Source organism: Chryseotalea sp. WA131a, from assembly GCA_025370075.1.
Taxonomy (GTDB): Bacteria; Bacteroidota; Bacteroidia; order Cytophagales; family Cyclobacteriaceae; genus ELB16-189.
In genome coordinates, this window is record CP073016.1 from 1,236,081 (window position 1) to 1,258,390 (window position 22,310).

25 protein-coding genes are annotated in these 22,310 nt (G+C 41.4%); 20 read left to right on the plus strand and 5 right to left on the minus strand.

Going from position 1 to position 22,310, the window contains the following annotated elements; all coding sequences use genetic code 11:
* Window positions 1–336 precede the first annotated feature (336 nt).
* Window positions 337–891: a CYTH domain-containing protein gene (locus KA713_05545; protein UXE68050.1), complete on the minus strand. Its 555-nt coding sequence runs from the start codon at window positions 889–891 to the stop codon at window positions 337–339.
* Window positions 892–1,297: 406 nt separating this feature from the next.
* Here KA713_05545 and KA713_05550 point away from each other — a divergent pair, with 406 nt between their 5' ends.
* The 10 genes from KA713_05550 to argH all read left to right on the plus strand — a co-directional run bounded on the left by KA713_05550 (window position 1,298) and on the right by argH (window position 11,207).
* On the plus strand, window positions 1,298–1,966 hold the full coding sequence (locus KA713_05550; protein ID UXE69043.1) for a GNAT family N-acetyltransferase: 669 nt from the start codon (window positions 1,298–1,300) through the stop codon (window positions 1,964–1,966).
* 86 nt (window positions 1,967–2,052) lie between these two features.
* Window positions 2,053–3,249: an argininosuccinate synthase gene (argG, locus tag KA713_05555; GenBank protein UXE68051.1), complete on the plus strand. Its 1,197-nt coding sequence runs from the start codon at window positions 2,053–2,055 to the stop codon at window positions 3,247–3,249.
* 51 nt (window positions 3,250–3,300) lie between these two features.
* On the plus strand, window positions 3,301–4,272 hold the full coding sequence (locus KA713_05560; GenBank protein ID UXE68052.1) for an N-acetyl-gamma-glutamyl-phosphate reductase: 972 nt from the start codon (window positions 3,301–3,303) through the stop codon (window positions 4,270–4,272).
* 9 nt (window positions 4,273–4,281) lie between these two features.
* Window positions 4,282–5,325, plus strand: coding sequence for a DUF1016 family protein (locus tag KA713_05565; protein ID UXE68053.1), 1,044 nt, complete (start codon window positions 4,282–4,284; stop codon window positions 5,323–5,325).
* 2 nt (window positions 5,326–5,327) lie between these two features.
* Window positions 5,328–6,455 carry an aspartate aminotransferase family protein gene (locus KA713_05570; protein ID UXE68054.1) on the plus strand — a complete coding sequence of 376 codons (1,128 nt, stop codon included), beginning with the start codon at window positions 5,328–5,330 and terminating at the stop codon, window positions 6,453–6,455.
* Window positions 6,456–6,458: 3 nt separating this feature from the next.
* On the plus strand, window positions 6,459–7,421 hold the full coding sequence (locus KA713_05575) for an acetylornithine carbamoyltransferase (protein UXE68055.1): 963 nt from the start codon (window positions 6,459–6,461) through the stop codon (window positions 7,419–7,421).
* 25 nt (window positions 7,422–7,446) lie between these two features.
* Window positions 7,447–8,238, plus strand: coding sequence for an acetylglutamate kinase (gene argB / locus KA713_05580; protein UXE68056.1), 792 nt, complete (start codon window positions 7,447–7,449; stop codon window positions 8,236–8,238).
* A gap of 1 nt (window position 8,239) precedes the next feature.
* Window positions 8,240–9,295, plus strand: a complete 1,056-nt coding sequence (locus KA713_05585; protein UXE68057.1) for a M20 family metallo-hydrolase — start codon at window positions 8,240–8,242, stop codon at window positions 9,293–9,295.
* Complete coding sequence (nudK, locus tag KA713_05590) at window positions 9,292–9,873, plus strand: GDP-mannose pyrophosphatase NudK (GenBank protein ID UXE68058.1); 582 nt, start codon at window positions 9,292–9,294, stop codon at window positions 9,871–9,873. The genes KA713_05585 and nudK overlap by 4 nt, the downstream gene beginning before the upstream one ends.
* Window positions 9,870–11,207, plus strand: a complete 1,338-nt coding sequence (gene argH / locus KA713_05595; protein ID UXE68059.1) for an argininosuccinate lyase — start codon at window positions 9,870–9,872, stop codon at window positions 11,205–11,207. Before nudK ends, argH begins: the two co-directional genes overlap by 4 nt.
* Before the next feature lie 103 nt (window positions 11,208–11,310).
* Here the strand turns inward: argH and KA713_05600 are convergent, their stop codons facing one another.
* From KA713_05600 to KA713_05610, 3 genes are all read right to left on the minus strand, one after another.
* Window positions 11,311–12,510: an IS4 family transposase gene (locus KA713_05600; GenBank protein ID UXE68060.1), complete on the minus strand. Its 1,200-nt coding sequence runs from the start codon at window positions 12,508–12,510 to the stop codon at window positions 11,311–11,313.
* A 70-nt stretch (window positions 12,511–12,580) separates the two neighbouring features.
* Window positions 12,581–12,907, minus strand: a complete 327-nt coding sequence (locus KA713_05605) for a hypothetical protein (GenBank protein UXE68061.1) — start codon at window positions 12,905–12,907, stop codon at window positions 12,581–12,583.
* A gap of 67 nt (window positions 12,908–12,974) precedes the next feature.
* Window positions 12,975–14,153, minus strand: coding sequence for a UPF0236 family protein (locus KA713_05610; GenBank protein UXE68062.1), 1,179 nt, complete (start codon window positions 14,151–14,153; stop codon window positions 12,975–12,977).
* Window positions 14,154–14,322: 169 nt separating this feature from the next.
* Here KA713_05610 and dnaX point away from each other — a divergent pair, with 169 nt between their 5' ends.
* The 10 genes from dnaX (at window position 14,323) to KA713_05660 (ending at window position 21,089) form a co-directional block, all read left to right on the plus strand.
* On the plus strand, window positions 14,323–15,432 hold the full coding sequence (gene dnaX, locus KA713_05615; protein UXE68063.1) for a DNA polymerase III subunit gamma/tau: 1,110 nt from the start codon (window positions 14,323–14,325) through the stop codon (window positions 15,430–15,432).
* A 71-nt stretch (window positions 15,433–15,503) separates the two neighbouring features.
* Window positions 15,504–16,022 (plus strand): hypothetical protein, encoded by a 519-nt coding sequence (locus KA713_05620; GenBank protein UXE68064.1) that lies wholly within the window; start codon window positions 15,504–15,506, stop codon window positions 16,020–16,022.
* A 71-nt stretch (window positions 16,023–16,093) separates the two neighbouring features.
* Window positions 16,094–16,405, plus strand: coding sequence for a hypothetical protein (locus KA713_05625; protein ID UXE68065.1), 312 nt, complete (start codon window positions 16,094–16,096; stop codon window positions 16,403–16,405).
* A 187-nt stretch (window positions 16,406–16,592) separates the two neighbouring features.
* Window positions 16,593–16,769, plus strand: a complete 177-nt coding sequence (locus KA713_05630) for a hypothetical protein (protein ID UXE68066.1) — start codon at window positions 16,593–16,595, stop codon at window positions 16,767–16,769.
* Complete coding sequence (locus KA713_05635; GenBank protein ID UXE68067.1) at window positions 16,766–17,551, plus strand: prohibitin family protein; 786 nt, start codon at window positions 16,766–16,768, stop codon at window positions 17,549–17,551. The genes KA713_05630 and KA713_05635 overlap by 4 nt, the downstream gene beginning before the upstream one ends.
* 69 nt (window positions 17,552–17,620) lie before the next feature.
* Window positions 17,621–18,496 (plus strand): leucine-rich repeat domain-containing protein, encoded by an 876-nt coding sequence (locus KA713_05640; GenBank protein UXE68068.1) that lies wholly within the window; start codon window positions 17,621–17,623, stop codon window positions 18,494–18,496.
* A 47-nt stretch (window positions 18,497–18,543) separates the two neighbouring features.
* Entirely contained in the window at window positions 18,544–18,759 is a 216-nt protein-coding gene (locus KA713_05645) for a hypothetical protein (GenBank protein UXE68069.1), read from the plus strand.
* A gap of 38 nt (window positions 18,760–18,797) precedes the next feature.
* Complete coding sequence (locus KA713_05650) at window positions 18,798–19,316, plus strand: hypothetical protein (protein ID UXE68070.1); 519 nt, start codon at window positions 18,798–18,800, stop codon at window positions 19,314–19,316.
* A gap of 61 nt (window positions 19,317–19,377) precedes the next feature.
* A complete protein-coding gene (locus KA713_05655; GenBank protein UXE68071.1) occupies window positions 19,378–20,301 on the plus strand; it encodes a TerC family protein in 924 nt (307 codons plus the stop codon).
* Window positions 20,302–20,330: 29 nt separating this feature from the next.
* Window positions 20,331–21,089 carry a hypothetical protein gene (locus KA713_05660; protein ID UXE68072.1) on the plus strand — a complete coding sequence of 253 codons (759 nt, stop codon included), beginning with the start codon at window positions 20,331–20,333 and terminating at the stop codon, window positions 21,087–21,089.
* Window positions 21,090–21,175: 86 nt separating this feature from the next.
* Here the strand turns inward: KA713_05660 and KA713_05665 are convergent, their stop codons facing one another.
* Window positions 21,176–22,273, minus strand: coding sequence for a DUF1624 domain-containing protein (locus tag KA713_05665; protein ID UXE68073.1), 1,098 nt, complete (start codon window positions 22,271–22,273; stop codon window positions 21,176–21,178).
* Window positions 22,274–22,310 lie beyond the last annotated feature (37 nt).

Genomic DNA, 22,310 nt, shown 5'->3' on the forward strand with positions numbered 1-22,310 from the left:
CGTGTATCACAAAAAAATCGCTCAACTTATTTCTTCTTCACCTTCGCGCAGAGCAGTTTGAATATAATCTTCATCTGGTTCTGCTTTTCCACTCGATAAAGTATCCCCAATTGATTTTTCTGTTATCGCAGACCAAGCCATTGCTTATGCTGCTGCGCTTTGCAAGAAAATGGGTGCTGAACTTACCTTGCTGATCAAAAAAATTACGAACCAACAAACTCAACTGGTCATTACTTAGGCTTCAGAAGCCTTGCAACCAAAATACCATGAAGGCACCAAATCCTAATAAATGACGTCCAACTTCTCTTTCATCTCCTAACATATTGAAGGTTCTTGTTAAGACGAACCATTGCGAAAGTACCCCGTAGGCACCAAGTCCGCATCGGCAATCTCCAACTTCTCTTTCATCTCAAAACAGAGTGCTTTCAACTGCTGGCTGGTGTAAGCAGCATGCCTGTCAATGGATTCAATCTCAATGAAACAATCTCCTTCCAATTGGTCGAGGTGGATTTTATGGATGCCCAGCAAATAAATGGTGCGCTCTTTTCTTACTTGGCCCACCACCGCAGAATGGCTGTGCAGTGCGGCAACTTCCTGAGGTGTGGGGTTTAAGTCGTAGCGGAATACCAGCGTCTTTTCAATGCCGGCTTCGTTCACCCGTTGGTAGTGTGTAATCAAATTCTCGATCATTCCTTCGCGCAACTTCAGTTTTCCAGTCTCAGTTGCGAAGTAAGTATCTACTTGTTGGTCGGTGCCCAAACATCGTGCGCCAACCTGTTGTAGACGCGTTCGCACTCCGTCAAAACCTTTGGCGCGAGCCTTGATCGTGAAGTCTTGGTAGGTAAGTGGTTTCATCAAAGTGGCTGAAGTAAAAATATTTAATAAAATCATAACCACACACCATGATTATCGTTCTTTATTACATTAATTTTGTATAAACTTTTTTTGAATGCCTTTTATCTAACACAAACAACACACGCGAATTGAAAAAATCGATCACCCATCTTGAGACTTTCGGCCCATCGGCCAATCTCGCCAGTGCCTCTGAAGCATTGTTCAACGCTCCCCTCCCAGCCTGCCCACCGATCAGGCATCCGCATAGGCGGATTAGAATCTGATATCGTCAACTCACAAACAGACGTTTGGTGAAGGCCACTGGGTGACTTTCTCCCCGAAGTGCTTGGTTCGCTTCGATCTCATTTTTCATTCAAATCCTCAATTAAAAGTGACGAACAATATCATCGTCAGAACAGCCATTGCTGCTGACACGCATTACGCAGAAACTATAACCACCGAGATGGCCGAGTCGGCCAAGGCACGTGGCACCGGCATTGCTAAACGCTCGCCCGAGTACATCCAGCAAAAAATGACAGAAGGCAAAGCTGTAATCGCGCTTATGCCAGATGGCACTTGGGTGGGCTTTTGTTACATCGAATCGTGGGAACACGAAAAATTTGTGGCCAACAGTGGCCTGATTGTTTCGCCAGCATTTCGCAAAACGGGTGTGGCCACCGAAATCAAACGTAAAATATTTGAGCTTTCGAGGGAGAAATATCCCAGTGCCAAAATTTTTGGCTTGACCACGGGTTTGGCCGTGATGAAAATCAATTCTGATTTGGGCTACGAACCCGTAACTTACAATCAATTGACCAACGATGAGCAGTTTTGGAAAGGCTGCCAAAGCTGCGTGAACTACGAAATTTTGATGAACAAAAACCGTCAGAATTGTATGTGCACTGCCATGCTCTACGACCCAGTGGAAAAGTCGAAAGAAGCCGAGGCAAAAAAGTTTCCCGAAGCTTCAGCTCAAAACTATTGGGGCAGGGATTTACGCAAAGACAATAAGGTATTCGACCGCTGGGTGCGTTTCAAGCAGTTTGTATTGCTGAAAGGTTGGAAGAAGAAAAATGAGAATACCTCAAATGAAAAGAGAAGTTCGATATTGAGCTTTTTGTTTTTCTGGTAGGCTGAAAGTAGGCAGTCGGCAGTAAGCAGTCGGCAGGCTCACCAACAACTTAAGACATCAACACCTTAACACGTCAACACATCAAAATGAAAAAAGTAGCACTAGCATTCAGTGGCGGACTAGACACCTCCTACTGCGCAAAATATTTGTCGGAAGATTTGGGATACGAGGTTCACTCCATTACGGTGAACACGGGCGGATTTGATGCAGCCGAAATGCAGGCCATTGAAACACGCGCCAAAGGTTTGGGCATGGCATCACACAAAACGGTGGATGCAACCAAATCTTACTATGAAAAAGTGATTCGATATCTGATTTATGGCAACGTATTGAAAAATGCTACCTACCCGCTCAGTGTAAGTGCCGAGCGCATGTCGCAGGCATTGGCAGTAGCCAACTATGCCAAAGAAATTGGAGCCGATGCCGTAGCACATGGAAGCACTGGCGCTGGCAACGACCAAGTGCGGTTTGATATGATTTTTCAAATTTTATTGCCTGGTGCTGAAATCATCACACCCATCCGCGAAAAGCGGTTGAGTCGCGAAGAAGAAATTGATTACCTAAAAGGCAAAGGCGTAGATTTCAATTTTGAAAAAGCAAAGTACTCGATCAATAAAGGCATTTGGGGCACTTCCGTGGGCGGAAAAGAAACCCTAAACTCGATGGGGCAACTGCCAGAAGAGGCCTGGCCTACGCAAGTGACGAAGCAAGGCCATGAAGAAGTGAAAATTGGTTTTGAAAAAGGTGAACTCGTTTCCATCAACGGAAAAAAATTCCCGCACCCTACCGAAGCCATTCAATACCTTCAATCCATTGCCGGGCCTTACGGAATTGGCCGCGATATACACGTTGGCGATACGATTATAGGTATCAAAGGCCGTGTGGGTTTTGAGGCAGCAGCACCTGTGCTCATTATTAAGGCACACCATGCATTGGAAAAACACGTGCTCACCAAATGGCAATTGAGTTGGAAAGATCAACTCGCGCAGTTCTATGGTAACTGGCTTCACGAAGGTCAGTACCTCGATCCCGTGATGCGCAATACGGAAGCATTCTTACATGACTCACAGGAAAATGTAACAGGCGAAGTTTCGATTACGCTTTATCCGTATCGTTATCAAATCAACGGCATCGAATCTCCATTCGATTTAATGTCAAGCAAGTTTGGAAAATATGGCGAAATGAATTTGGGATGGACAGGAGATGATGTGAAGGGCTTCACGAAGATATTTGGGAACCAGGTAGCAATTTATCACAGCATTAAAGTTGAAAGTCCAAAGTAGAAAGTAGAAAGACGACTAAACAATGAACTTTCAACTTTCAACTCAGATAAAATGAAAATAAAAGCAGGCATCATTGGCGGAGCGGGTTACACCGGTGGAGAAACAACAAGACTATTGTTGAGTCACCCCAATGTGGAATTGGTTTTTGCGCAAAGCAGAAGTCAGGCAGGAAAACCACTCAATTCGGTGCATCACGATTTGGTTGGTGATACAGATTTGAAATTTTCAGAAGGCTTCAATCAAACGGTAGATGTGTTGTTTCTCTGCCTTAGTCATGGTGAAAGCAAAAAACTATTGACCGAGAATATTTTTCCATCGACTACTCGTATCATCGATTTGGGAAACGATTTTCGATTGGGAGAAAAAGCAGGTAACCGTGAATTTGTGTATGGGCTTCCTGAATTTCAACGCGAAAAAGTAAAATCGGCAAAAAATATCGCCAACCCTGGCTGCTTTGCAACTACTATACAATTGGGGTTATTGCCATTGGCAAAAGCTGGTTTACTGAAAGAAGTTCACACTACAGGCATCACAGGCTCAACAGGTGCAGGACAAAAATTACAAGACACCACGAACTTTACATGGCGCGCCAATAACATCTCAGCCTACAAAACACTGACCCATCAACACTTGGGCGAAATCAATCAGACTTTGAAATCGTTACAATCCAATTTTGTTGAAGCAATCAACTTTGTGCCTTGGCGTGGAGATTTCACACGCGGCATATTTGTTACGTCTGTTTTGGATTGTAATTTGACTTTGGTTAATGCTAACAAATTGTACAAAGACTATTATGCAAGTCATCCATTCACGAACGTGGCTGATGGAATGATTGACATGAAACAAGTGGTGAACACAAACAAGTGTCTACTATTTTTGGAGAAAATTGAAAACAAACTTGCCATTCACTCAGCAACCGATAACTTATTGAAGGGCGCAAGCGGGCAAGCCGTGCAGAATATGAATTTGATGTTTGGATTTAATGAAAGCGATGGGCTAAGATTAAAACCAATTTCATACTAGCTTCCCACAATGAAAAAAGCAGTAAAACATTCATCCCAAAAAAAAATATCGAACGATAGACTATTCGAACAAATATCGCTGCTAATTGTCGATAGCAAACAACGCGTAAGCACAACTGTAAACCAAGAACTAACACTTCTCTACTGGAGTATCGGGAAGAAGATTCAGGAGGATATACTGCAAAACAATCGCGCAGATTACGGGCAAAAGGTGGTAATTACACTTTCAAAAAAGCTTACAAAACAATTTGGTACCGGATGGAGCAGACAACAACTTTGGAATTGTCTCTACGCTGTAGAGACTTTTCCCTCTATTAAGATTCTCTCTACACTGTCGAGAGAATTGAGTTGGTCTCATCTGAAGGAATTGATTTACCTGAAAGACGAGCTACAGCGAACATTTTACTCGCAAATGGCCGTTGCCGAAAAGTGGAGTGTACGCCAACTGCGCGAAAGAATTGACAGCATGTTGTTTGAAAGAACTGCTATTTCCAAAAAACCGGAAAAACTTATTGCTCAAGAATTATCTATTCTGAAAAAGAAAAAAAAGGTGAGTCACGATTTGGTTTTTAGAGACCCTTACGTTTTAGATTTCTTGAATTTATCGGATTCATATAGCGAAAAAGACTTAGAGAGTGCCATCATCGCTGAGTTGCAACGGTTCATTGTGGAATTAGGGACCGATTTTGCTTTTTTAGCCAGACAAAAAAGAATACTGATTGATGGCGAAGACTATCGAATGGATTTACTATTCTACCATCGACAATTGAGGCGTTTGGTTGTGATTGATTTAAAATTAGGAAAGTTTAAGCCAGCCTACAAAGCACAAATGGAACTCTATCTCAATTGGCTCGAGAAAAATGAAAAAGCAGAGGGAGAGGAGACCCCGATTGGATTAATTTTATGTGCAGACAAAAGTGATGAGCACATTCAACTTCTCACCCTCGACAAAGGGAATATAAGAGTAGCTCAGTATCTCACCGCCCTTCCATCCAAAAAACTGTTACAACAAAAACTAAAGCAAGCCATTCGTCTTGCCAATAAACGATTTTAAAAATGAAACTCTTTGACGTTTACCCGCTCTTCCCCATCGAACCCGTAAAAGCGCAAGGCTCGTGGCTGTGGGATAAACAAGGGAAAAAATATTTGGATTTGTATGGAGGTCACGCGGTGATTTCTATCGGGCATAATCATCCACACTTTGTTGAAGCGCTCAAATCGCAGTTGGATAAAATCAGTTTTTATTCCAACAGCATTAAAAATGAGTTGCAAGAAAAACTGGCAGAGAAACTCGGTCAGCTTTCAGGCTATCCAAACCACCAACTATTTCTTTGCAACTCAGGTGCTGAGGCAAATGAAAACGCGTTAAAGCTCGCCTCCTTCGTCAACGGGCGGAAAAAAGTAATTGCGTTTAAAAAAGCCTTTCATGGGCGAACGTCTGGTGCAGTGGCTGCTACTGACAATCCGAAAATTGTTGCGCCTTTTAATGCCGGTCATGAAATTGTTTTTCTTCCATTCAATGATGAAGCTGCTTTTCTCAATACCCTTAACAAAGATGTTGCAGCAGTTATCATCGAAGGCATTCAAGGTGTAGGTGGTATTCATGTTCCCAATCCGTCCTTTCTTCAGTTGCTTTCCAAAAAATGCAAAGAGATTGGTGCGTTGCTAATTTTAGACGAAGTGCAATCCGGGTATGGAAGAACCGGGAAGTTTTTCGCCCATCAATTTGCAGGCATAGAAGCAGATTTAATCACGATTGCGAAAGGCATGGGCAACGGTTTTCCGGTGGGCGGTGTTTTAATCCACCCTGACATAAAGCCTTGGAGCGGAATGCTCGGAACTACTTTTGGCGGAAATTATTTGGCGTGTGCAGCTTCGTTGGCGGTATTAGAAGTTATCGAAAAAGAAAACTTATTGGGTCACGCCACTGACCTCGGCAATTACTGGATGCGCAAACTCAAAAACTTTTCGGAGATTTTAGAAGTACGCGGCCAAGGGTTGATGATTGGATTGGATTTACCGGAGTCATTTGCTGCGTTAAGAAAAGAGTTGCTTTTCAAGCATCATATCTTCACGGGCGAAGCCAAACCAAATACAGTCCGCCTGCTGCCTTCGTTAGCATTGTCTAAAAATGATATAGATTTGTTCTTGGAAGCAATTGACAAAGAATTAAAAAATGGATAGCAAATGAAAAAATTTATCTCAGCAGAGGATGCAGTCGATTTCCACTCGCTCATCATCAAAGCATTGGAATATAAACACGAACCTCTGAAAGATATCCAAAAAGGGAAAGGAAAGAGAATGGGTTTACTTTTTTTAAATCCAAGCATGCGTACCCGTTTGAGCACAGAGATTGCTGCGAAAAATCTGGGTATGGACATAATTGTATTCAATGTGGGCCAAGACGGATGGTCTTTTGAATTTGAAGACGAAGCGATTATGAGCGGTTCTACAGTAGAGCACGTGAAAGAAGCAGCGCCTATTCTGGGAAAATATTTTGATGTGTTGGGGATTCGCACGTTTCCTTCACTCAAAAACAAGGAAGATGATTATAGCGAATTGTACATTAACCAATTTGTGAAATATACGGGCGTTCCGGTTATTAGCCTGGAGAGTGCAACCTTGCATCCACTCCAAAGTCTTACAGATTTAGTGACCATTCATGAGTTGTTCAAAGAGAAAAGGAAACCCAAAATCGTTTTGACATGGGCGCCACACGTGAAAGCTTTGCCACAATGCGTAGCCAATAGTTTTTCGCAATGGGTGAATGCTTGGGGTGGAGCTGAATTCATCATCACCCACCCGGAAGATTATGAATTGGATCCGAAATTCACAAAAGGCGCAACAATTACACATGATCAAGAAGAGGCTTTACACAGGGCCGACTTTGTCTATGTAAAAAATTGGAGCACTTACAACGACTACGGTAAAATCTATACCAATGACCCCGAATGGATGCTCACCAATGAAAAACTTGCATTTACGAACCACGCGAAAATAATGCATTGCCTTCCCGTCAGAAGGAATGTGGAGTTGAGCGATGAGGTCCTGGATAGCCAAGCGAGCCTGGTAACACACCAAGCGAGCAACCGCGTGTGCGCTGCCCAAGCAGTAATCAGCGAAATACTAAATGGTTTTGTTGCGTGGTAGTAACCAGCAGAAAACGAAAATAAAAATGAACAAACTATACATCATCAAAATCGGAGGCAATGTGTTGGATGACGAGCCCTCGTTGAAAAAATTCCTGAAGGACTTCGCTTCTATACAAGCTCCAAAAATTTTAATTCATGGAGGTGGAAAAATCGCTACTAAGTTGGGTGAGCAACTGGGAATACAATCTAATTATTTGAAAGGAAGAAGGATCACCGATGCGCAAACTTTAGACTTAGTAACGATGGTGTACGGTGGACTGGTGAACAAGCAGATCGTAGCGCAACTGCAAGAGTGGCGCTGCAACGCAATGGGTGTGACGGGAGCCGATGGCAATTTAATCAAAGCCACTAAGCGACCCGTTGGAGAAACTGATTTCGGATTTGTGGGCGACATCACTGCCAATAGCGTGAACTCTACATTACTCTACTTTCTATTGAAGCAAAATGTGATTCCGATATTCGCTCCGCTTACCCATGCTAACGGCACCATGCTCAATACGAATGCGGATACCATTGCCTCTGTGTTGGCTATTTCACTGAGCAAACATTTTGATGTGAGACTGATTTTCTGTTTCGAAAAAACAGGTGTGCTACAAGATGTGAAAAACGAAAAATCGGTGATTACGAATTTGAACAAGTCCACTTATCAAAAATTATTGAAGGAAGGTTTGTTTCACGATGGTATCTTGCCCAAACTCGAAAATGCTTTTAACGCCATTGAATCGGGTGTGAGAGAAGTGTTGATTGGCGAGCATACTAACTTGCTGGCAAACACGGGTTACGAAACCAAAGGCACATTGATTACACAATCTTAAGTTGAGAGAGCACCTACCCGATATCGCCACCGATTTATTACAGCAGCTGATTTCTGTTCCTTCTTTCAGCAAGGAAGAAGATAAGACTGCGGGATTGATCTACGGTTTTTTGAACTATCATCACATCCAAGCCAAGCGGAAAGGAAACAATGTGTGGGCAATCAACCAGCATTTTGATCAAGCAAAACCAACGCTATTGCTCAACTCACACCACGACACCGTCAAGCCAAATTCGGCTTACACGCGCAATCCTCTTTTGCCAACGGTGGAAGACGGAAAACTCTATGGCCTTGGAAGCAATGATGCGGGCGGCCCGTTAGTATCACTGATCACTACTTTTTTTTATTTGTACTTGCGTGATGATTTGAAGTACAATTTAGTGCTTGCTGCCACTGCCGAAGAAGAAATTTCCGGAACAGATGGCATTGAATTGATATGGAACGAGCTACCAAAAATTGATTGCGCCATTGTGGGTGAACCCACCTTGATGGACATGGCCGTTGCTGAAAAAGGATTGATGGTCTTGGATGGCGTTGCGTATGGAAAAGCTGGGCATGCAGCCCGTGAAGAAGGTGTCAATGCGATTTACGAATCGTTGAAAGATATTGAGTGGTTTCGAAGTTATGAGTTTCCAAAAGTCTCTGAATCACTGGGCAAAGTAAAAATGTCGGTTACTGTGATACAGGCTGGCCAAGCGCATAATCAAGTTCCGTCAGAGTGCCACTTTACTGTAGATGTTCGGGCAACGGATGCTTACACGCTTGAAGAGATTTTGGAGACGATAAAAAAGAACGTTAGGTGTGAAGTGACACCACGTTCATTGAGACTTCGTCCTTCAGGAATCCCAAATGAACATGCTCTTTACAAAGCAGGCGAAAAATTGGGCATTCGGATGTATGGGTCTCCTACTACATCCGACCAAGCTTTGATACCCGTTCCATCCATCAAACTAGGTCCGGGCGATTCTGCGCGTTCGCACAGTGCGGATGAATTCATTTACCTTCATGAGATTGAGGATGGGATAAATGGGTATATTAAATTGATTGACACCTTATGAGCGAACGAGTCAGAGTTAAGAAAACTGAAATCCTTTCCAACAACTGGTACACGTTGAAGAAAGTTATTTTTGACTATCAACACAAAAATGGAAATTGGATTGAACAGAGTCGCGAAGCTTACGACCGCGGCAACGGAGCTACCATTTTGCTGTTTAATCAACTCACTAAAACCGTTATTCTAACACGGCAATTTCGTTTGCCTTCTTACATCAACGGCAACTCAACCGGCATGTTGATAGAGGCGTGTGCTGGTTTGTTGGATCTAGATAATCCGGAAGATTGCATCCGCAGAGAAACAGAAGAAGAAACAGGTTTCAAAATTCGCGATGTAAAAAAGATTTATGAAGCCTATATGTCTCCAGGGTCGGTCACTGAAATTCTTTATTTCTTCATTGCTGAATATTCAAAAGATATGAAAACATCTATGGGCGGTGGTGTAGATGAGAACGAAGATATTGAAGTGATGGAGTTATCTTTTGCGAAAGCCATTGACATGGTTGCAAGCGGAGAAATCAAAGATGGCAAGACGATTATGTTACTACAGTATTTACAAATCCATTATCCCGCATTAAAATGAAACTTTGGCAAAAAGATAAAGATGCCCTTGCAGAAGTAACACGTTTCACTGTTGGGCACGACCGTGAGTTGGATCTTCACCTGGCTGCTTTTGATGTACTTGGTTCATTAGCGCATACCCAAATGCTGGAGTCGGTAGGGCTATTGAAAAAAGAGGAGTTGTATTTGCTTACCGCTGAATTAAAATCCATCTATCAACAAATCCAAAAAGGAGAATTCAAAATTGAGGAAGGTGTAGAAGACATTCATTCGCAAGTCGAAATTTTGTTGACTAAAAAATTAGGCGATGTGGGCAAGAAAATCCACAGTGCCCGCTCGCGCAACGATCAAGTGTTAGTGGACTTGAAACTTTTCATGCGTCATGAAATTCAGGAGTTGGTAGGTCATATTGAAACATTTTTCAATCTGCTTATCGCCAAAAGTGAAGAGCACAAAAGCAAATTGCTGCCTGGCTACACGCATTTGCAATTGGCCATGCCCTCGTCATTCGGTTTGTGGTTTGGCGCTTACGCGGAAAGTTTAGCGGATGATTTGATTACCATCGAATCTGCTTTTAGAATTGTAAATAAAAATCCGTTGGGCTCGGCAGCAGGCTACGGCTCTTCGTTCCCCATCAACCGAAAAATGACAACCGAATTGTTGGGCTTCGATGACTTGCATTACAATGTTGTATATGCCCAAATGACACGCGGCAAAACGGAGAGAATTGTAGCACAAGCCTTGAGCAATGTGGCTGCCACACTGGCCAAATTATCCATGGATGCCTGCTTGTACTTGAATCAAAACTTTGGATTTATCTCTTTTCCAGATGAGTTGACCACCGGCTCCAGCATAATGCCGCATAAAAAGAATCCTGATGTATTTGAACTCATCCGCGCCAAGTGCAACGATTTGCAGACATTGCCTAACCAAATTGCCATGATGACCACTAATCTTCCATCGGGCTACCACCGCGATTGGCAGATTTTAAAAGAGAAAATCATTCCGGCCTTTAAAACATTGAACGATTGCCTCGAAATGACTGGGCTGATGCTGTCAGCCATTCAGGTGAAAGAAAATATTTTGGATGATGAGAAATATAAGTTTTTGTTCAGCGTGGAAGAAGTTAACAAATTAGTACTTGCTGAAATTCCTTTTCGGGATGCATATGTGCAAGTTGGAAAAGCGATTGAGGCAGGAACGTTTAATTACTCAACCGAAATCCATCACACCCATGAGGGGAGCATTGGAAATTTGTGTAACAACCAGATTGAGAAAAACTTTCAAGCAACAGTGGGAAAATTTGGGTTTAAGCTAATTCAAAGTAAAATCGAAAAATTACTCTTACAGCATTAAATGAAAAAATAACATTCTTGTCCGACTAAACTAGTCTAAAAAGTCATATTTCCGTAGGGGAATTAGGTCTTAAAATGACGCTTCGTTTTTAGGGGTAGTTGCCTTACGCGATGAACAAAGGAGGGTCGCTGCTTTTTCGCCAAGCGGTATACGTATCTTTGATGAAATCGAACAAGGCAACATAACTCATCAAATGTAGCCGTATCACAGTAATCATATTGGCAAATGATTTTTTAGTCTGTGCTTTTTTGCGGATAACGACCATTAATAGTTGAGCTATGAGCACTGCATACACTTGTATTTTAATCGCATTCTCGCTGTTACCCCAGAAGTAGCGCAGTGGAAAATTTTGTTTGATTTGTTTGAACAAGAGCTCAATCATCCATCTACACTTGTAAATCAAAGCGATTTGCGCACAGGGTAGCGTAAAGTTGTTGGTTATGAAGATGAACACTTTGCCATCATCGGATTTGAAAGTAATCCGTCTGAGTTTTAATCGCAAGGTCTGCTCTGCGGTTTTGTAGCCCACTGTGACGTACTGCTCTTTGAGAACACCCTTTGCATTTTTCCTTTGAGTGTTGTCGATAATTACTTTGGTGACATGGTACACGGCATTGCTTTTCATGCGTGTTACGAACCATACTTTTTGATTTGTCCACTTTACAAATTGATGATACAGGTTATACGCCTTATCAAATACGACAAAGCTATTGGCCGGTAACTTAATGTGGTAGAGGAATTTACGGTCATGTACCTTGGCTTCGGTCATTCTTACAAATTCAGCCACACCTGAAAAGGCATCCATCAAGGCATGCACTTTGATACCACCTTTCTTGCGTGAACCATCCAGCGGATTACGACCAACTCCTCGTAGAATGTCGCTAAACAAGCGGATGGTAGTACTGTCTATGATTTTCAAGTTACGTATACTGAGACCTTTCAACCGGCTGTCCGAGATAAAACTGTGATATTGCTTGAGTAATTTGAAGTAGATCGTTTCAAATACCAGATAACTGCGATTGTTGTTTGCATCGGATAGCGTACTACGAGCGGGAGCCTGATCGAAACCAAGATGTGTCAGCTTTCCTTCGCAGGCCAATATGCCCTCACAAAGCTCCCGAAGGCCATTACAATAACTGAAAACACCGTATAAAAGACTTACCAGATGAACTCGTACTGGGAGACGTTTATAATACCGATTGCTTCGATGTTGCTTGCTGGACTGCTTGATAATATCCGTGGATATGCAAGAAAGTATTTGAGAAAGAATCGGCTGTCCGACAAATTTTTTACCTTTATTCATGGCTATGTGAAGTGTGGTAACTAAACGTAACCATAAAGGGTGACCTTAAAAAGGACGCCCTTTAAAAATTTTAGTCGGACAATAGTGATATGTTTTCTAGATTTCTATTTTCGATTCTCAAGTTTACTGATGCCTGAGTAGGATTAGGAAACACTACACAACTTATCTCTTGATTGTGGGAATCGTCAACGGCAGTGACAGTAACAGAGGGCTGCAACACACCTTGACTAATCGAACCATTGACATTGCCAAAACTATTATAAGCAATCTGCCCAACTGAATAAGTGACCGAGCCACTACCACTGCTCGTCTTTCCACCAGAAGTCAGAACAGCATTCTGAGCACAAAGCCCATGCACACCACACAAAATATATAGCAATTGCCATGTTGGTTTCACATATCAAATCTAAATAGATTTGGGCTAACTGGCAACATTTATCCGGGTGCATTTCAAATTGTCGCTCTTAGGCTGCTTTTTTGAATTCGGTTTGCACGAGTTTAATGACCTTGTTCCATTGCCCATTCATCTTTGTTACCCGTAGGTTGAGCATGTTTTGAGTCCCTCTTTTAGTCCACCTTTGCCCTGAGAGTTTAAGTCTTTTTTGTACGACTGTCCGATGGGCTGATTCTATGGCGCCTGATCCAATAAGTCCGCACCCTATGGTTGAATATCTCTTGTAGTCCATTCTGTCTTTGTTGGCTTGGTAATATTCCAGGACTTTTCGGGCTTGTGGATGGCCAGGCGATAATTTTCTGATGCTGTCCATTACTAAATCCACATCACTGTTCAACAAAAGTTTCTTTTGTGATTCAATCCATTGACCTGCTTGTTGTCTATCTTCCTTGAAATAAGATTCCGAAAATGGGTACAAATATTGGGTGGCATGATGGTAATCCAAAATTGATAGGGCATTGGGGAAAGTATCCGTTATCCAGTTCCGGGTCCACGGTGCGCCATCGCAGATAAAGACCAGCCGCCCACCCAATGAGCCATAGGATTCGATGGGCCCATCGGTTTGTCCGATGAAGGAACGATGATCCCCTAAATGGGCGATATACTGTGATTGCTTGATCCAGCCAGGCTTTTCATCTGTTTTAACGCAATCAGAGGAATTGAATATCCGGCCCACCTTTACCTCTTTCCATTTCTTTTCCCGTGTCAATATCATTGATCCATAAACCTCCACATACAGAGTAACTTGTTGTTTTATGGGCGGGAGCGTTCTTCCTTCATTTACTGTTTTGCCAAGTTCCGCCCCATAGGTATCGGTGACCCGATAGACCTGTGCGGCACTTACTTCTGCTTGTAAAAATTGTTTGAGCACCTCATGGCCCTTGCCATAACAATCCAGTTGGCCCGCATACACCATGAGTTCTTGCATCATTGGGCTGATTTGAAAACCATTCTTGCCTTCACTAAAGGCATTGCGCTTGTCAATTTCTATTTGGCCCAGGGTCGTAAAGTTTTTTTTTTGCCTGTCCGTTGGAACAGCACCCAGATTCTTTTCGAGGACCTCTCGGCCAAGGTCGCGCCACAGTTCCAAAAACAATTTTTCGCAAGTATAAAAGCTGTCCAATTGGTTCAGCTTTTGAAGGGCATCGTAACGTTGTTCCGCTACGGCTAAAAATTCCTCCTTGCTCATAGTATTTACAAAATCCCGACAATTTGAAATGCACCCATTTATCCTCTCAATTGGAAAGTTGTTTGCTCATTTACATTGCTCAAATTGCACTTACTTAAGAAGTAAAAAAATCTCATCACTTTTCTCCCTTTATTTCATATTATTCCGAACCGTCCATTATCTTGCACGCATGGATAGTTTTGTTGTTTCCGCCCGAAAATACAGACCACTCGGTTTTGACGAAGTGGTTGGGCAAGAACACATCACCACTACGCTCAAAAACGCCATCGACAATAATAAGCTTGCACAAGCATTGCTTTTTTGTGGGCCGCGCGGTGTGGGCAAAACCACCTGCGCGCGCATTGTGGCACGCATGATCAACGGCTTTGAAGAAAAGGCTGAAGTCAACTCGCTGAATATTTTTGAGTTAGATGCAGCCTCCAATAACTCAGTAGAAGACATCCGTAACCTTATCGACCAAGTTCGCTACTCTCCTCAATTCGGAAAGTTTAAAGTTTATATTATTGACGAGGTGCACATGCTCTCTAACTCGGCCTTCAATGCTTTTTTGAAGACGCTGGAAGAGCCACCCCCATACGCCATCTTTATTTTGGCCACCACCGAAAAACACAAGGTCATTCCTACCATTCTTTCACGATGCCAGATTTTTGATTTTAATCGAATTCAAGTTTCGGATATTGCCAAGCAGTTAAAAAAAGTTGCTGACCGAGAAAAAATAAAAGTTGAAGACGAGGCATTACACCTCATCGCCCAAAAAGCAGATGGTGCCTTACGCGATGGTCTTTCCATTTTCGACTTGATGGTCACGTTCTCTTCAGGCAAAGCGGTTACTTTCAAAGACGTTATCAATAATCTGCATATTCTCGATTACGAATATTACTTTAAAGTGGTGGATGGACTGATCGCAGAAAATTTCACACAGCCTCTTTTGATATTGGATGAGATTTTACGAAAGGGTTTTGACGGTCATAATTTTATCATTGGATTGAGTGAACATCTGCGTAACCTAATGGTATCGCAAGATGCACGCACCGTTGCCTTAATGGAAGTACCCGACTCAGTAAAAGAGAAATATTTAAAACAGTCGCTGTCTATCTCACCTTCTCTCCTACTCTCGTGGCTTAGCATTGCCAACCACTGCGACATCAATTACAAAAGCAGCAAAAACCAACGACTGTTGGTAGAACTCGCGTTGATGAAAATGGCCAGCGTAAACTCCGTTTTCAAAAGCACTGCTTCGGATGTCGAAGCGGTAAAAAAAAAAGTGAACCAAGCCTAGTAACTTCCAATAAAAGAGAGATCGTTTCTGAAAAAGTTGAATTACAACTCGACTCAGCTCTTATTGACCAAGTGGCATTACCTCCAAAAGAAACAAGTGCCGGTCCCATTAACTCTATAGAGCCACCTAAAGAAAACAGCAAAACCAAGACTACCCTTAACCTTGGAAATATTTTTAAGACCAATCCGATTAAGGAAACGTCTGAAGAAAAACCAAAGGAAACCGCTCTCAATCGCTCGTTTACTAATGATGAATTGCTAGAGGCCTGGCGTCTGTTTGCTGAAACAAGAAAAAACCAAGTAGCCGAGTTTCATTTGCTGAGTCGTGGGTACGAGTTGAAACAAAACAAGCTAATCATCGAGTTAGCCAATCCGGTTGAAGAACCGTTGTTGGCCGGTTTCAGAACAGATCTGACCACCTTTTTACGCGAAAAAGTTGGCAATAACACAATTACCGTTGTTGGGCAATTAAGGGAAATCTCTAAACAAAAAATGGCCTATACCAACAAAGAAAAGTTTGAGGCCATGGCAGAAAAAAATCCGGTATTGCTGCAATTGAAAGAAAAGTTTGGCCTCGATCCGGATTTTTAGAAAAAAAGTAAAAATCAGCAAACCTTCGGGGCAATTACTCGTTATTAGCATTACTTATAAACTAGATAGTAATGCTATCACTTCACCTGAGGCTTATTAAATCACTTACTTTTCTTGTACTATTTGTATTGATTGTGAATGGTTTAAGTATCGATTCACAAACGGATTATTCAAGTCGAGAAAAAGCCTCAACCGAAGAAACAATAGAAATCACAGAAGAAGCTATTGTCTCTGAAAAGCATGTTCAGAGTAAGAAAAGAAGCAATCTAGTTGGGATTAAAAAGGTGGAGGTGCAATCTAACCTATCTACTTTTAAAACACCCACTCCAGACTTATTCACTAAAACATCACGCTCTATTCTACATAGGGCATTGCTCATTTAAGAGCTTACATTTTTTGGTTTATCTAATAATCACTTCCTCGGTAGTGTATTCTAATTGTATAAATCTTAAACAGAAAATGTATGAAAAATCAACATAATTCGAATCAAAAATCATTCATCATGTGGTCTATAATCGTGCTGTACTTTGTATGCATGACGTTTGTTTCATTAACGGTTAAGTAGTCAAAATGAAAACCAAAAAGACCATGTTGGACTATTGCAAAAAAGTTTTGCAGTGTGTCAGTTTTGATATGCGATTGCTGCGCAAAGAATATCGAAAGTCAATACAATGGCTACCACCACACGAAGCAGCCGAACTTAAACAATGGATTAGAAACAAGAGAACTCAAATTGAAAGTATATGAAACCTACAAACATAATTTCTGTTGCTGTACTAGTTGCCATCGTAAGCAGTTGCGCGGTGGTTAGGCAAGGTGAAGTTGGAGTAAAAAGAAAAATGGGAAAGCTGAGCCCCAAAATAAATGGACCAGGTGCTGTTTGGTTCAATCCCTTTACCTCAACCATCATTAAGATGCCCATTCGCACCATGAATATGGAAATCAATGCCAACCTACCCTCGAAGGAAGGGTTAAATGTGGTGGCCATCATCTCCATATTATATAGAATGCAGCCTGACAAGGCTCCGCCCATTATCGAAACAATTGGGGTTGGTAATGAGATCAATGTAATCAGCAGTGTGTTCAGGTCGTCTGCGGCCGATGTTTGCTCGCGCTTTTTTGCCAAGGATATGCACTCTGCCCAGCGTGCCAACATTGAAAAAGAAGTGACAGAGCAAATGTCTAAAATTCTTTTGCCGAGAGGCTTTGAGATTGAAGCGGTGTTGCTCAAGAACATACAATTGCCAACTGGCTTAGCGCGGGCAGTAGAAGAAAAACTGGAAGCCGAACAGCAAGCGCAACGAATGGAGTTTTTGCTAGACCGTGAAAAAAGAGAGGCTCAGCGCAAAATCATTGAAGCCGAAGGTATTCGCGATTCACAAAAAATAATCGCGGAGGGATTGACAAAGGCAATCATTGAATGGCAAAGCATTGAAGCTTTTCGTGAGTTAGCGAAATCGCCCAATTCAAAAATAATTATGACGGATGGAAAGACTCCATTGTTAGTTAACCCAACCACCGACAAATAGGTAAATAACCAGAAAAGGGAGATCGATAGAGGATGACATCTCCCTTTTCTAAATCTCAAATCTAACCAAATGACAAAATCAAATTTTCCAATTTCAGTAACCATTTTCCTCGCAGTGCAATTCATATCAATAGTGGGTGAGGCACAACTAAGTATTGCCAATACCGAATTCAAAACGCTAGCTACGGCTTTTGCTCATCGAGAAGAAGCTACTTGGTTAGACTTGAGCAAACAGGGGTTGACGGAACTACCCGACTCTCTTTTTGCTTTAGTGAATTTACAATACTTGGATTTGGGCAAAAATAATCTCACCACTATTTCAGGTAAAATAAAAAATCTCAAAAAACTGAAATACCTGGTACTGTCATACAATCAAATCAAGCAACTTCCTGATGAGATGCGAGAGCTTACCTTGCTTCAAAGCCTCTATCTTGACCATAACAAAAATCTTGAAATCGATCAAGCGATTATCATATTGGCTAATCTTCCATCGCTAAAAATGCTAAGCTTGGCTGGTGATAATATCTCGGTAGTACCTAAAAGTATCACGAAAGTAAAACGGCTTGAAACACTGGATTTTTCAGAAAATACAATTACTAGTCTGCCAACAAACATACCTGAGCTACGCCAGCTTCGTGTATTGTACATCAACAACGATGCTTTTTTTAATCTTGAAAAAAATATTCGGCTGATCAGTAAAATGAAAAAGCTAAAGGAGTTGCATATTGAGAATGATGGGATAACGAGCCTACCGCACAATATAAACGAACTAAAACAAGTGGAATACCTCTTTTTAGTCGGAAATAAAATAAGCGAAATACCAGCCGAAGTAAACGAAATGAAACGACTTCGCATTCTAGATTTGTCGGACAACCCGCTTCCTCCACTTCTTGACGAACGAGTATTGGATCCAAAAGTGATCATTCGCCTCAACCGCAAAAATTGACCCTTGCACCAATTAAAAGTTGATAACTGTAACCCTTACCCACTACTATGAAATGGATTGTATTAGAAGAAAACCCCTCACAGGACCAGTACATTGCTGTGATGGTAGCGGAAGAAAACAAAACTTTGAGAATCGAAAACAAACCTTGTTCGATATTTAAAACAAGCGAAGAAGCAATGTATCGGGCAAGGCAACTGCGAGAACTTTACAAGGTGCCTAGCATAAAGATATTTTACTCAGATACGACCCTCTACGACTTCTAGCTTGCTCGTTAAAAAATACAAAACCGCTAAACATAAACATGAAAAACGCATACCTGACCAAACTAGATGCAACCGTATTGCTAATCTTTGTAGTTGCTTCATTTCCATTGCATTCACAAGTAAAAAACTCAGCAGAATTAGAGAAAGCAAAAAAGGAACTGCAACAAGAACGTGAAAATATTTTTATACAAGCTCTGCATCTATCTACCACGCAGGCAAGTGTCTTTCACGTAATTTATGTCGATTTCAATAGAGAAAAAAGCAGTTTAGATGGCGAATTATTTTCGCTGATTGTTAAGTATGGCAATAACTACCAAAAGCTAGATGCTACTTTGATGAGCGAATTCATAAAGCAATCGGAAAACTATCAACGCAAAGAATTAGCTCTACGAAAAAAATACTATAGCCGATTGAGTAAAGCTATTTCGGTAGAATTGGCTTCGCAGTTTTATGAGGTAGATGACTTTGTTTCCACCAGTCTTCGGATGAATGTTTTATCGGGGCTTCCCTTTACGCAAAGCATAACAAAACTATTGGCAACCCAATCCGCAAATTGAAAAAGTTAAATCTGTTAAAATAATTGACTGCCAAAATTTTACAACCTAATTCATCCATCTAATGAGCGAAACAGGAATACTTTGGGTAACCTTTAATGCCTTTGTCGTTGCCATGTTAGCAATCGATTTGGGAATATTTCATAGGAAATCGCACGAGGTTGGCGTGAAAGAAGCGCTTACTTGGACGTGCGTTTGGATAACCTTGGCCATGCTTTTTAACCTGTTTACTTATTACTATTTCGATAAAGGTAAAGCGCTGGAATTTTTTACCGGTTATCTCATCGAAAAATCTCTGAGTATCGATAACATCTTTGTTATCATTTTAATTTTCTCTTATTTTAAAGTGCCTAAAGCTTACCAGCACAAGGTTTTGTTTTGGGGAATATTGGGTGCTTTGGTCATGCGCTTTATATTTATTCTATCCGGTGTAGAGTTGATTCACCGATTTCATTGGCTCATCTATATTTTTGGTGGATTCTTAATTATAACTGGCGTACGCATGCTCACCTCGGGGGATCAAAAAATTGAGCCTGATAAAAATCCATTAATTAAACTGGCAAAAAAGATTATGCCCATTACCACTGCTTTTGAAGGAGACAAGTTTTTTGTAAAGCGCAATGCCCGCACATGGGCCACTCCTCTTTTTTTAGTTGTGATTCTGATAGAAACCACTGATTTAATTTTTGCAGTTGACTCAATACCCGCCATTTTAGCTATTTCAGATGATACCTTTATCATTTACACCTCAAATGTATTTGCTCTTTTGGGGCTTCGGTCACTTTATTTTGCCTTGGCGGGAATAGAGCAATACTTTAAATACTTAAAATTTGGATTGTCGGCCATACTGGTGTTTGTTGGAATAAAAATGTGCATCGTTGATTGGTTTAAAATACCTATAGAAATTTCTCTCATCGTAATAGGTTTTACGCTGGCTATTGCAATGATTTGCTCAAGAATCTTACCGTTGCGCCCAAAAAATAATTAACAGCACCTCTTCCCAATTTCACCTACCTTATGAATCGTTTTTTTTATTTCTTGTATCTCTTGATTTTCGTTTGTTCATCTCAACTATTTGGTCAACAAAATCTTTTCAACATTCCCTCTGGTGACATTACCCCAAAAGGGAAGTTCTTTTATCAACACCAATTCAATTTCTATTCTGCGAATGAGCTAGAGTCAAAATCACACATCGTTTATGGCGTTGGAAAGGGATGGGATTTGGGGGTAAATTTTGTCGATCTTCCTCTCAGTTTTGGACAAGGCGGTCGGATCGTTTCTTTCAATGACAATAGCAAACGCAAACCCCTCTACCCGCTTTTGATGTTTACACTTCAAAAACAATTTGTTCTTAAGGCAGAGCACTGGTTCATTAATGTTGGAACACAGATAGGGCCAAATCTTAGCAATGAGTTTAGCAATAAACGAATTGCCGTGATGAATTATGCCTTGATTCGATGGCAACCTTCTAAGAAAGGATATTTGATTGCCGGCCCTTATCATACCAATGATGTATTTGTGGGTGGCCCTCCTAAGAATAATTTTGGGCTGATGTTTGGCTATGAATATAGACTCAACGATAAATGGTTGTTAATGGCTGACTTTATTTCAGGTTCGCACAAAAAATCGCAAACGGTTATAGGCGGTGGATACAATGTTAGCCATAAACTGCAGCTCTTTTTGGGTGGACTATTGGCTTTTCCAAACAACAAGCTTGACAATGGAGTTGTGTTGGAAATCAATTGGTACGGGTGGAATTTTATGGATGCACACTAAAGTGATGCATTCTTATGTTTAAAGGCCACCAATTACTAATCAGCTTTGCATCTTGAAAATATCAAAACAAAAGCTCACTAGTAAACCTAAACTTTAATGTAGATTTTCTTTTTATCCATACCATACCCAATGGTCCAGCAGGTCATCATCCACGTAAAGGCAAAAAGAAAAGAACCTAGGTAATCACCTGCCAAGGGTGAGAACACATCGGTAAACAAAAATTGATAAATGGGTTTATCACCAATATTGAATATCCAGAAAATTGTTAGTCCGATTTCTGAAATCAGATAAAGGAACAGCGTGTTTTTACCGAACACTTCAAAAAAATACGTCCATCGATTTATTTTCCTTATTTCAATTACATACAGCAATAAGGAAAGGATGATTACATCTAGCCCCACCGTGTAAAGCACAAAAGAACTGGTCCATAATTTTTTATTTATCGGAAAACCCCAATTCCACACTAAACCAATTGTAGCAAGCAAAACACCCGCCATCAACAACTTCGCAATCGTTTCAAAGGTCACGCCTCTTTCTTTGATATACTTGCCTACTAAATAGCCGCCCACTACATTCACGATTGCAGGGAGTGTGCTCAACAAGCCTTCCGGATCGAATGGCAGGCCTTCGCCTAAGTAAAGATGCTTCGAACCCAACAACCACATATCCAATTTTAGAACTGCATTGCCTTGTAAAGAGAGGTCACCAAAAGAAAGCAATAGCAGCCAATAGCCGACCAGAGCAACGGCTGAGAAAATCAGCAAGCCTTTTTCTTTGATGAAATAAATAAGGACGGAAGCAAAAAGATAACACAAGGCAATTCGCTGCAGCACTCCAAAAATTCTAGTCTCAGCCAAGGGCTTCAAGGCCCATTGCCCATCTATTTGTTGAACAAATGGAAACCAATACATTAAAAAACCTAACAAAAAAATAACAGAGGCACGCTTTACTACTTTATAAAAATAAGTCCGAGCACCAGCCGCTAAACTGCTAGTTAAACTAAAGCACATGGCATTGCCCACCACGAACAAAAAGGTTGGGAACACCCAATCGGTTGGGGTAAACCCATGCCAGTCGGCATGAAGCAAGGGGGCAAAGGTCGTTTCATGATTTCCGGGGGAGTTCACAATAATCATGAGCGTGACGGTAATACCTCGTAATACATCGATGGCCTGAAACCTCATACATTCGATTTTGAATAATACATGCTAAAAATGCAGC

Coding starts and splice junctions, on each gene's coding strand:
- KA713_05665 (UXE68073.1), bottom strand. CDS start 22,273: ATGAGGTTTCAGGCCATCGATGTATTACGAGGTATTACCGTCACGCTC.
- KA713_05640 (UXE68068.1), top strand. CDS start 17,621: ATGACAAAATCAAATTTTCCAATTTCAGTAACCATTTTCCTCGCAGTG.
- KA713_05650 (UXE68070.1), top strand. CDS start 18,798: ATGAAAAACGCATACCTGACCAAACTAGATGCAACCGTATTGCTAATC.
- KA713_05565 (UXE68053.1), top strand. CDS start 4,282: ATGAAAAAAGCAGTAAAACATTCATCCCAAAAAAAAATATCGAACGAT.
- dnaX (UXE68063.1), top strand. CDS start 14,323: ATGGATAGTTTTGTTGTTTCCGCCCGAAAATACAGACCACTCGGTTTT.
- KA713_05645 (UXE68069.1), top strand. CDS start 18,544: ATGAAATGGATTGTATTAGAAGAAAACCCCTCACAGGACCAGTACATT.
- argG (UXE68051.1), top strand. CDS start 2,053: ATGAAAAAAGTAGCACTAGCATTCAGTGGCGGACTAGACACCTCCTAC.
- KA713_05660 (UXE68072.1), top strand. CDS start 20,331: ATGAATCGTTTTTTTTATTTCTTGTATCTCTTGATTTTCGTTTGTTCA.
- KA713_05600 (UXE68060.1), bottom strand. CDS start 12,510: ATGAATAAAGGTAAAAAATTTGTCGGACAGCCGATTCTTTCTCAAATA.
- KA713_05625 (UXE68065.1), top strand. CDS start 16,094: ATGCTATCACTTCACCTGAGGCTTATTAAATCACTTACTTTTCTTGTA.
- KA713_05630 (UXE68066.1), top strand. CDS start 16,593: ATGAAAACCAAAAAGACCATGTTGGACTATTGCAAAAAAGTTTTGCAG.
- nudK (UXE68058.1), top strand. CDS start 9,292: ATGAGCGAACGAGTCAGAGTTAAGAAAACTGAAATCCTTTCCAACAAC.
- KA713_05570 (UXE68054.1), top strand. CDS start 5,328: ATGAAACTCTTTGACGTTTACCCGCTCTTCCCCATCGAACCCGTAAAA.
- KA713_05655 (UXE68071.1), top strand. CDS start 19,378: ATGAGCGAAACAGGAATACTTTGGGTAACCTTTAATGCCTTTGTCGTT.
- KA713_05575 (UXE68055.1), top strand. CDS start 6,459: ATGAAAAAATTTATCTCAGCAGAGGATGCAGTCGATTTCCACTCGCTC.
- KA713_05545 (UXE68050.1), bottom strand. CDS start 891: ATGATTTTATTAAATATTTTTACTTCAGCCACTTTGATGAAACCACTT.
- argB (UXE68056.1), top strand. CDS start 7,447: ATGAACAAACTATACATCATCAAAATCGGAGGCAATGTGTTGGATGAC.
- KA713_05610 (UXE68062.1), bottom strand. CDS start 14,153: ATGAGCAAGGAGGAATTTTTAGCCGTAGCGGAACAACGTTACGATGCC.
- KA713_05560 (UXE68052.1), top strand. CDS start 3,301: ATGAAAATAAAAGCAGGCATCATTGGCGGAGCGGGTTACACCGGTGGA.
- KA713_05635 (UXE68067.1), top strand. CDS start 16,766: ATGAAACCTACAAACATAATTTCTGTTGCTGTACTAGTTGCCATCGTA.
- KA713_05550 (UXE69043.1), top strand. CDS start 1,298: ATGGCCGAGTCGGCCAAGGCACGTGGCACCGGCATTGCTAAACGCTCG.
- argH (UXE68059.1), top strand. CDS start 9,870: ATGAAACTTTGGCAAAAAGATAAAGATGCCCTTGCAGAAGTAACACGT.